Origin of the sequence: Streptomyces sp. SID5910 (genome assembly GCF_009862125.1) — a bacterium.
Lineage (GTDB): Bacteria > Actinomycetota > Actinomycetes > Streptomycetales > Streptomycetaceae > Streptomyces.
The window spans coordinates 1-7,539 of the sequence record NZ_WWHX01000969.1 but is presented as its reverse complement, the minus strand read 5'-3'; the positions used below and the strand labels follow the sequence as shown (position 1 = coordinate 7,539).

General features: G+C 71.6%; 7 protein-coding genes. 4 read left to right on the top strand and 3 right to left on the bottom strand.

The window, feature by feature from the left end:
- Positions 1-76 precede the first annotated feature (76 nt).
- The 3 genes from GTW67_RS34815 to GTW67_RS34805 all read right to left on the bottom strand — a co-directional run bounded on the left by GTW67_RS34815 (position 77) and on the right by GTW67_RS34805 (position 2,560).
- On the bottom strand, positions 77-982 hold the full coding sequence (locus GTW67_RS34815; protein ID WP_161168714.1) for a pseudouridine-5'-phosphate glycosidase: 906 nt from the start codon (positions 980-982) through the stop codon (positions 77-79).
- 84 nt (positions 983-1,066) lie between these two features.
- Positions 1,067-1,621: a methylated-DNA--[protein]-cysteine S-methyltransferase gene (locus GTW67_RS34810; RefSeq protein WP_161168713.1), complete on the bottom strand. Its 555-nt coding sequence runs from the start codon at positions 1,619-1,621 to the stop codon at positions 1,067-1,069.
- Positions 1,622-1,669: 48 nt separating this feature from the next.
- Positions 1,670-2,560: a glycerophosphodiester phosphodiesterase gene (locus GTW67_RS34805; protein WP_161168712.1), complete on the bottom strand. Its 891-nt coding sequence runs from the start codon at positions 2,558-2,560 to the stop codon at positions 1,670-1,672.
- Positions 2,561-2,839: 279 nt separating this feature from the next.
- Between GTW67_RS34805 and GTW67_RS34800 the strand changes: the two genes are divergently transcribed.
- The 4 genes from GTW67_RS34800 to GTW67_RS34785 all read left to right on the top strand — a co-directional run.
- The gene (locus GTW67_RS34800) at positions 2,840-3,718 is read left to right on the top strand and encodes an MHYT domain-containing protein (RefSeq protein ID WP_161168711.1); all 879 of its coding nucleotides are present in this window, start codon (positions 2,840-2,842) and stop codon (positions 3,716-3,718) included.
- Positions 3,719-3,758: 40 nt separating this feature from the next.
- Entirely contained in the window at positions 3,759-5,897 is a 2,139-nt protein-coding gene (uvrB, locus tag GTW67_RS34795; RefSeq protein ID WP_161168710.1) for an excinuclease ABC subunit UvrB, read from the top strand.
- A 142-nt stretch (positions 5,898-6,039) separates the two neighbouring features.
- Positions 6,040-6,618 (top strand): TerD family protein, encoded by a 579-nt coding sequence (locus GTW67_RS34790; RefSeq protein ID WP_161168709.1) that lies wholly within the window; start codon positions 6,040-6,042, stop codon positions 6,616-6,618.
- 96 nt (positions 6,619-6,714) lie between these two features.
- On the top strand, positions 6,715-7,539 hold an 825-nt coding region (locus GTW67_RS34785), incomplete at its 3' end, for a TerD family protein (protein WP_161168708.1).

Genomic DNA, 7,539 nt, shown 5'->3' with positions numbered 1-7,539 from the left:
AGCGGTCCCCGGTGCCGGGCGACGACATCGGTGACGACGTCCCCGACGACCAGCAGCGCGTCGCCCGCTCCGGCGGTCACGCCCCGGTCCACGCCACCGCGACACGTGCCGCCAGCCGTACGTTGCCGCGCACCGCCGCCAGATTGGCGCTCAGCGACGCGCCGTCGGTGTGCCGCACCAGATGGTCCAGCAGGAACGGGGTGACCGCCTGGCCCGTGACCCCCTCCTCCTCGCACGCGTGCAGCGCGTCGGCGAGCACGCGTGCGTGCAGTGCGGGATCGAGTTGCTCCTCCTCGGGGACGGGGTGGGCGACGACGAGCGCCGACTCCGGGCCGCCGACCGTGTCCTGGGCCCGCATCACCGCCGCCACCTCCTCCGGGGTGCGCAGCGTCCAGTCCACCGGATGCCCCGAGTCGGACAGGTAGAAGCCGGGGAAGCGGTCCGTGCCGTACCCGGCGACCGCGACCCCCAGCGTCTCCAGCCGCTGGAGGGTCGCCGGCACGTCGAGGATGGACTTCACGCCCGCGCACACCACCGTGATCCGGGTGCGTGCCAGCAGACCGAGGTCGGCCGACTCGTCCTGCGTCGCGGTCCACTCCCGGTGCACACCGCCGAGCCCGCCGGTCGCGAAGACCCGCAGCCCCGCCCGGGCGGCCAGCAGCGCGGTCGCCGAGACGGTGGTCGCCCCGCTCGCGCCGGCGGCCACGGCGAGGGGCAGGTCGCGGTGGCCCAGTTTGCGGATGCCGTCCTCGTTCGCGATCCGCTCCAGCTGCTCCTTGTCCAGGCCGACATGGGGCCGTCCGTCCAGCACGGCGATCGTCGCCGGTACGCCGCCCTCCTGCCGCACGGCCGCCTCCAGCTCCCGTGCCACCAGCAGGTTCCGCGGGCGCGGCAGCCCGTGCGCGATGATCGTGGACTCCAGGGCCACCACGGGGCGACGCGCGTCGAGCGCCTCCCGTACCTCTTCCGACACCGTCAGCATCACGCGCCTGCCTCCCCAGTCCGTCGGTTCTCCCTCATCTCTGGCGGTCGGGGGACCGGGTCAAACCACGTGCGGCGGCTCGGGTCAGAACAGCGGCTCGGGCAGCACGCCCTCCAGCGCGAGCAGCCGTCGCTTGGTGTCCAGGCCGCCGCCGAACCCGCCGATGCCGCCGTCGCTCTCCACGACCCGGTGGCAGGGCACGACGACCGGCAGCGGGTTGGCGCCCATCGCCACGCCCACCGCCTGGGCGGCCCCGGGCTGGCCCACCCGCCCGGCGAGATCGCCGTAGCCGACGACCGAGCCGTAGGGCACACCGGACGCCAGCTCCCGCAGCACCTGCCGGTTGAAGCCCGATATCAGCGACCAGTCCAGCGGCAGGTCGAAGTGGTGCCGCTCGCCCGCGAAGTACGCCTCCAGCTGCCGTATCGCCTCGGCCAGCAGCGGGGAGCCGGGCGCCTCGACGGGGCGGGTTCCCAGCCGGGACGCGAGCCGTTCCAGCGCCCGGTCGCGCACGGCGTCCGTGGCGTGGAAGACGACATTGACCAGGCCGTCACCGGTCGCGGCCAGGAGCAACGGGCCGATGCCGGTACCGGCCACGGTCCACACGACCTGCTGCTCGTCCTGCCCATGGCTGTCCATGCGCCCACCGTACGGCCCGCCACTGACAACGCCCGGGGCGTCGTGGGATCAGCGGCCGGAGGAGGCCGCCGCCTCGCCGACCGCGTCCCGGACCACGTCGGGCTTGTTGGTGATGATGCCGTCCACCTCGTACCCGGCGACCCGCCGGGCGGTGTCCGCGTCGTCGACCGTCCAGGTGAAGACCTCCATGGCCCTGCCGTGCGGCCCCGTGAAGGTGTGGACGGTGGCGACGTAGCTCTGGGAGATCGTGCCGTGGGACGGGTTGATCTGGTCGGTGAACCGGGCGTACTCGGGCAGGTCCGCCACGGCCGGGGTGCCGAGGAACCCGGTCTTGACGGCCGGCTTGAGCTCGTGGACGGTCCTGATGCTGTTCGCGTCGAAGCTCTGCACGGTCAGCCGGCCGGCCACGTGCCGCCGGTCGAGCCAGCCCTCGTTGGCGAGGACCTTGAGGGTCTGCCGCTCGATTCCCGGGTAGAGCGCCGGGCTCTTGAGCTCCAGCAGCAGCTTCTGGTGGTGCCGCTCCACACGGTGCACGTACTGCTCCAGCGTCGGCACGCGCGCGCCCGCGTATTCGGCGCCGAACCAGCTCCCCGCGTCCAGCCGGGCGATCTCCGCGGCGGTGAAGTCCTTCACCTTCCAGGGCGCGCGGTCCGGGAAGACCTGCTCGACGTCGGTGGTGCGCTGGAGGCTCTCGTCGTGCAGGACGACGAGCTCGCCGTCCTTCGTGCGCTGAACGTCGTTCTCCACCCAGCGGATGCCCAGCTCGGCCGCCTTGTCGATGGCGGCCAGCGTGTTCTCCGGCGCGTAGGCGGAGGCGCCCCGGTGGGCGACGACCGTCGGCGCCTCGCCGCTGTCCAGGGTGTCTGCGTGGGAACCGGGAGCCATGAGGACGACCCCCACGAGCGCGGTGGTCAGGACGGCAACTGCGCGCGCGTACATGCGTACTCCTCGCATCGAGCGTTCACGGACAGCACCACTGTGACAGCAGAGCGTCAACGAGAGATGGGTGCAGAATGGCCACAGGCTGAATGGAGTTGCTCAACTCCGCTCACCGGGGCCGCACAACTGGGGCAGGGCCGTGATTCTTTGCCGGAGAATCGTTCGACCATTCCGGTGGGGGTCATACTCTCTGCCTCGGCCCTGACCCGTTCGTACGGTCCTGGGAAGGGCGCACATCCGGGCATTCCGGGACGTAAAAGGGCGGAAGGGCAGCCGCACATGCAAGGCACGGTCGACGGATTCAACTACGGACTCGTCACACCGCTGGTGGCCTACCTCATGGCCTGCCTGGGCGGGGCCCTCGGCCTGCGCTGCACCACCAGGTCGATGCTGGTCACCCGTTCGTGGCGCCCCGCCTGGCTCGCCCTCGGCTCGGCGGCGATCGGCTCCGGGATATGGACCATGCACTTCATCGCGATGATGGGGTTCACGGTCGAACACACGCCGATCCGCTACGACTGGGCGATGACCTTTGCGAGCCTGGCCGTCGCCATCGTCATGGTGGGCGTGGGGATCTTCATCGTCGGCCACCGGGGCGCACGGGGAACGGCCCTGTTCACCGGCGGCACGATCACCGGCCTGGGCATCGCCTCGATGCACTACCTGGGAATGGCCGGTATGCGGCTGGACGGGCAGCTGGAGTACAACACGTTCACCGTGGCCGTGTCCGTCGCCATAGCCATGGCCGCCGCCACCGCCGCCCTGTGGGCGGCCGGGCAGGTCCGGGGATTCCTCTGGAGCCTGGGCGCGAGCCTCGTGATGGGCCTCGCCGTCACCGGCATGCACTACACCGGCATGGCCGCGCTCGACGTCCATGTGCACGGCACGTCCGACCCCGGCACGGGCGGCGCACCGGCCGAGCTGCTCGCCCCCATGCTGATCGGCCCCCTCGCCTTCCTCCTCCTGGCCGCCGTCGTGGTGCTGCTCGACCCGCTGATGGTCCTGGGGCGGCCGGCCGGAGCGCCCGTGGAGCACAAGCCGGGCATCCCCGCCCACGGCGCTCCCGTGCCGAGGGCCCGCCGCCCGGTCCACCATCCCGCGCCCTCCACGCGCCGCCCCCTCGCCCGCCGGCGCCCGCGCATCCCGCAGAACCGCTGATCCGGGCCGGTTGTCAGTGCGGGGTCGTACGGTGGATCCCATGCGGCCCGTTTCCCAGATCGAACGCACGGTGGCGCCCTTCGAGGTCGTCAGCCCCTACCAGCCCAGCGGCGACCAGCCCACGGCCATCGCCGACCTCGCCCGGCGCATCGAAGCAGGCGAGAAGGACGTCGTGCTGCTCGGCGCGACCGGCACCGGCAAGTCCGCCACCACCGCGTGGATGATCGAGAAGCTTCAGCGCCCCACCCTCGTGATGGCGCCGAACAAGACCCTCGCCGCCCAGCTGGCGAACGAGTTCCGCGAGCTCCTGCCGAACAACGCCGTCGAGTACTTCGTCTCGTACTACGACTACTACCAGCCCGAGGCGTACGTCCCGCAGTCGGACACCTACATCGAGAAGGACTCCTCGATCAACGAGGAGGTGGAGCGCCTGCGCCACTCCGCGACCAACTCGCTGCTCACCCGCCGCGACGTCGTCGTGGTCGCCTCCGTCTCCTGCATCTACGGTCTCGGCACCCCGCAGGAGTACGTCGACCGCATGGTCCCGCTCCGCGTCGGCGACGAGCACGACCGGGACGAGCTGCTGCGCCGCTTCGTGGACATCCAGTACACGCGCAACGACATGGCCTTCGCCCGCGGCACCTTCCGCGTGCGCGGCGACACCATCGAGATCTTCCCGGTCTACGAGGAGCTCGCCGTCCGCATCGAGATGTTCGGCGACGAGATCGAGGCCCTGTCCACGCTCCACCCGGTCACCGGCGAGATCATCAGCGACGACCAGCAGCTGTACGTCTTCCCGGCCTCCCACTACGTCGCGGGCCCCGAGCGCATGGAGCGGGCGGTCAACGACATCGAGAAGGAACTGGCCGAGCGCCTGACCGAGCTGGAGAAGCAGGGCAAGCTCCTGGAGGCCCAGCGCCTGCGGATGCGCACGACGTACGACCTGGAGATGCTCCGCCAGATCGGCAGCTGCTCGGGCGTCGAGAACTACTCGATGCACTTCGACGGCCGCCTGCCCGGCTCCCCGCCCAACACCCTGCTGGACTACTTCCCGGACGACTTCCTGCTCGTCATCGACGAGTCGCACGTCACCGTGCCGCAGATCGGCGCCATGTACGAGGGCGACGCCTCCCGCAAGCGGACCCTGGTCGACCACGGTTTCCGGCTGCCGTCCGCGCTCGACAACCGCCCGCTGAAGTGGGAGGAGTTCCAGGGGCGCATCGGGCAGACCGTCTACCTGTCGGCGACCCCGGGCGCCTACGAGCTCTCCCGCTCGGACGGTGCCGTCGAGCAGATCATCCGCCCGACCGGCCTCATCGACCCCGAGGTCGTCGTCAAGCCCACCGAGGGCCAGATCGACGACCTGGTGCACGAGATCCGCAAGCGGACCGAGAAGGACGAGCGCGTCCTCGTCACCACGCTCACCAAGAAGATGGCCGAGGACCTCACCGACTACTTCCTGGAGCTCGGCATCCAGGTCCGCTACCTGCACAGCGACGTCGACACCCTGCGCCGCGTGGAACTGCTGCGCGAGCTGCGCGCCGGTGAGTACGACGTCCTGGTCGGCATCAACCTCCTCCGCGAGGGCCTCGACCTGCCCGAGGTCTCCCTGGTGGCCATCCTCGACGCCGACAAGGAGGGCTTCCTGCGCTCCGGCACCTCCCTGATCCAGACCATCGGCCGCGCGGCGCGCAATGTCTCCGGCCAGGTCCACATGTACGCCGACAAGATCACCCCGGCGATGGAGAAGGCCATCGACGAGACCAACCGCCGCCGAGAGAAGCAGATCGCCTACAACACGGCGAACGGCATCGACCCGCAGCCCCTGCGCAAGAAGATCAACGACATCGTCGCGCAGATCGCCCGCGAGGACGTCGACACCGAGCAGCTCCTCGGCTCGGGCTACCGGCAGTCGAAGGACGGCAAGGCCGCCAAGGCCCCCGTGCCGGCCCTCGGTGGCAAGGCGGCGGCCGGTGCCAAGGCGGCCAAGGGCAGGAAGACGGAGACGGCGCCGACCGACCGCCCCGCGGCGGAGCTCGCCGAGCAGATCGAGGACCTCACCACCCGCATGCGGGCCGCCGCCGCGGACCTCCAGTTCGAGATCGCCGCCCGGCTGCGCGACGAGGTCTCCGAGATGAAGAAGGAACTGCGCCAGATGAAGGAGGCAGGCCTGGCCTGACGGCCCGTCCGGCACGCGGTGTGTTGCAAGACCGACACAAAGTGCGGACCTGGGTACGGCACTGTCGGTGGCTCTGCGTAGGGTTCTGGTCAACCGCGGGTGCCGCGGCAACAGGGGACAGTTCGAAGAGGGGAATCAGCGCGTGACCGTCAACATGACCAAGGGTCAGGCCATCAGTCTGCAGAAGAACGACGGCGGCAGCCTGACGTCGGTGCGCATGGGTCTCGGCTGGCAGGCGGCTCCCCGGCGCGGCCTGTTCGGCTCGCGCACCCGGGAGATCGACCTCGACGCCTCCGCCGTCCTGTTCGCCGACAAGCAGCCGGTCGACGTCGTCTTCTTCCGTCACCTGGTGAGCGACGACGGCTCGGTGCGCCACACCGGCGACAACCTGGTCGGCGGTGTCGGCCAGGGCGGCGACGACGAGGCGATCCTCGTCGACCTCCAGCGCGTCCCGGTCCACATCGACCAGATCGTCTTCACCGTGAACTCCTTCACGGGCCAGACCTTCCAGGAGGTGCAGAACGCGTTCTGCCGCCTGGTGGACGAGACCAACGGCCAGGAGCTCGCCCGCTACACGCTGGCCGGCGGCGGCGCCTTCACGGCCCAGATCATGGCCAAGGTGCACCGGGCGGGACAGGGCTGGGCGATGACCGCCATCGGCTCCCCGGCCAACGGCCGTACCTTCCAGGACCTGATGCCGGCGATCCTGCCGGTCCTGTAGGGCGGGACACCGGCCCGGCCCGTTCCGTCGGGGGACGGGCGGGCGGTCCGGCACACACATCGCGAGCAGTGCACGAGTGACACAGGGGGAAAGGCGATGACGGCCGAGCTGGTGCGGGGGCAGAACCACCCGCTTCCCCAGGCCCGTCTGGAGATCCGGGTCTCGGCCGGTACGCCGGTGGTGGCCGCGGCCACGCTCGGCGACGAGAACGGGACGGTCCACGGGGCCGAGTGGGTGGCCCATCCGGGCACGCCCGCGCTGCCCGGCCTGGAGGTCTCCCGGCAGGCGGCCGCCGACCACCGGCTCGCGGTGGACCTGGACGCTGTACCGGACGCGGTGCACCGGGTCAGCGTGCTGCTCGCCCTGGCCGCGGCCGACGCGGCGGGCCCGTCCCGCTTCGGCGCCGTCGCCGCCCCGTTCGTCGCTGTCACCGGCCTCGACGGCACCGAGGTCGCCAGCTACACCCTCACCGGCCTGGAGGCCGAGACGGCCGTCGTCGCGCTGGAGCTCTACCGCCGGCAGGGCACCTGGAAGGTGCGGGCCGTCGGCCAGGGCTACGCGGGCGGCCTCGCCGAACTCCTCACCGACCAGGGTTTGTCGCAGGCCCACCAGCTCGCCGGCCTGATCCAGGAAGCGGTGGCCGGCGGCCTGGCCCGCTCGGTGCCGGCGCCCTCTCCGCAGACGGCGGACGGCGACCGTACCCGGCAGACCGCCGCCCCGGCGCTCGGTCCGGACCACGTCCCGGCCACGCCCCAGGGAGCGCCTCAGGGCACGCCCGAACCCATACCGGCGGCGTCCCCGTACGACCCCCAGGGCGCCGGCGGCCCGCAGTCGCCCGGCGGCCCGATCGACTACAGCCACCCGCGCCGGCAGCACGCGGCCCCGCCCGCGCCCGCGCCGACCGCGCCCCCGGCCGCACCC